This window comes from Jatrophihabitans sp. (assembly GCF_051960575.1).
GTDB lineage: Bacteria > Actinomycetota > Actinomycetes > Mycobacteriales > Jatrophihabitantaceae > JBQCEE01.
The window spans coordinates 1-2,192 of record NZ_JBQCEE010000148.1 but is presented as its reverse complement, the minus strand read 5'-3'; the positions used below and the strand labels follow the sequence as shown (position 1 = coordinate 2,192).

Below are 2,192 nucleotides of genomic sequence, written 5' to 3'. Positions count from 1 at the left end.
GCGCTGGGCGGCCTCGACGTCGGCGAGGTGGCGCCACGGGGTGTCGAGCACCACCGCGGCGCCGAGGCCGGAGTCGTCGAGCGTCGTCACGACCGGCGCGTGGGCACCACGAAGATCGGGTTCGAGTAGAACCACAGGTCGGCCCACGGGTCGGCGTCGCCCACGACGTCCATGGCCGGCCCGACCGGGTCGACGCCGGCGCCGAGGAAGCCGACCGCAGTGCGGTTGGCGTCGGTGCCACGCAGGCGCACGTAGTACGGCCGGTCGACCTTGCCCAGGTCGTAGGTCAGCGTGACCGAACCGCTGTTCGTGCTCGTGTCCCACGACCGCACGACCTTGGTGCTCGGCGTGGTGAAGACGTCGCGGTCGGCCGCCGGTCCGGTGATGTCGCCCTGGACGAGGTCGACCCGGTTGAGCTTCGGGCGGAACTGCGCGAAGTTGCTCCGCGTCGCCAGCGCGATCGTCACGGTGAGCACCGCGCGGTCGCCCTCGCGCACCGCCAGGGTGCCGCCGAGCGTGGCGCCGGGACGGCGGTCGCCCTTGACCGCGACACGGGCGTCGAGCCCGGCGATGAGGTCACCGTGGGCGACCCAGATGCGGCCGGCCCGGATGCCCTGCATGACGGCGCGGTAGTCGCGCCTGGTCGAGCCGACGTGGGTGCGGCTGTAGTAGCCCGGCCAGAAGTCCGAGTAGCCGGTCTGGATGCCGCCGGCGTAGACCGGGTCGCCGTACCGGCCGAAGTTGTTGAAGGTGTCGCCCTGCGCGTCCCACGGCGCGTCCTGCACGTTGTTGACCGGGTTCTTGGCCCAGTCGGCGTAGATCTTGTGCGAGTCGCTGTTCGAGGTGATCCACCATGCCTTGCCCTCGGCGAGCAGGCTGTCCCACAGGCCGCCGACCGTGGCGGTGAACCAGTCGAACCCGCCCCAGGTGCGGTAGCTGGCCAGCGGGTAGCCGGCGAACGAGTCGGGGTTCGGCGAGAAGTTGTACTCGCCGCGACCGCCGCCGGGGCCGCTCGGCGCCTTGATGCCCGCGGCCTGGTGGCCGGGCGCGCCCTCCATGCCGACGGCGATGGTCGGGTCGGCGTCGCGCCAGTTGCGGAACTCGTGCGGCGAGTCGATACCCTTGCGGGCGGGGTGGTTCGCCAGCATGAGGGCGTCGGCGACGACGCCGTTGCGCACCTGCTCGCCGAGGAACTTGATGCCGGCGATGGCGAGCGCCTCGTTGGTTGGCGTGCTCGACCCCGCGCCGTTCACGGTGCCGTCGTAGCCGTTCTCGAACTGCTTGAGCAGCGACACCTCGTTGCGGCTCGGCGCCACGAAGACGGTGCCGTGCTCGGCCGCCGGGATGTTCCACTCGAGGCCCTGGAAGACCAGGGTGTCGTAGGTCTGCCGGGCCGCGACGATGTCGGGGTTGACCTTTTCGACGCCGAGCTTGGCGTGGGCGACGCTGCCGTGATCGGTGATCACCATCCAGTCGAGGCCGTACTGGTTCGCGTGCCGCACCTGGTCGTCGACGCGGTACTGCGCGTCGGGCGAGTACTGCGTGTGGATGTGGTGGTCGCCGGACAGCCAGAGGTAGTCGTCGCGGTTGCGGTCGTCCTCCCCGTCGCGGTCCTTCGGGCCGTCGGCGGCCGCGGGGCCCGCGAACACGGCGGAGGCCGCTGCACCGGCGCCCAGCAGGCCGGCCGAGCGCAGGAACGTCCGGCGGGCGAGGCCGCTCGGGCTCAGCTCGCGGTCGGGCACGGTGAGGTCGGTCGCCTCCGCGAACGCCTCGGCCGACGGGGTGGCCTCGTGGGTGTGGTCGTGCGGGTGGTCGTGGGGGTGGTCGTGATGGTGCGGGTGTCCGTGGTGGTCGCGCATCGCTCGCTCCGTGGTCGCCTGAGAAGGTCCACAGGCAGCGAATCCGCTGCGGACCACATCGCGTCGACACGCAGGCGAACACGGGACGAACGAGCACCGACGGTGCGCCCGCAGACGCACAGCCGGCACCGAGGTGCGCTCAGCCGCGCCGGACGAGCGGTGGCGTGATGGTGCGGGCGGTGCCCCGCCGGTAGCGCTCGGGCGGCCGGCCGCCGGCGCGGGGGGGGGCCCCCCCCCCCCCCGCGCCACCGGAGTCGAACCCCCCGGGGGGCCCCCCCCAGGGCCCGGCGTTGTGGGGGGGGGGGGCCCCCCCCCCCACCCCCGGGTAGTACA

General features: G+C 73.1%; 1 protein-coding gene. It reads right to left on the bottom strand.

Translation table 11 applies throughout. The features are described from left to right. Positions 1-86 precede the first annotated feature (86 nt). A complete protein-coding gene (locus ACTHMS_RS08405; RefSeq protein WP_440306209.1) occupies positions 87-1,859 on the bottom strand; it encodes a PHP domain-containing protein in 1,773 nt (590 codons plus the stop codon). Between the last annotated feature and the right edge of the window lie 333 nt (positions 1,860-2,192).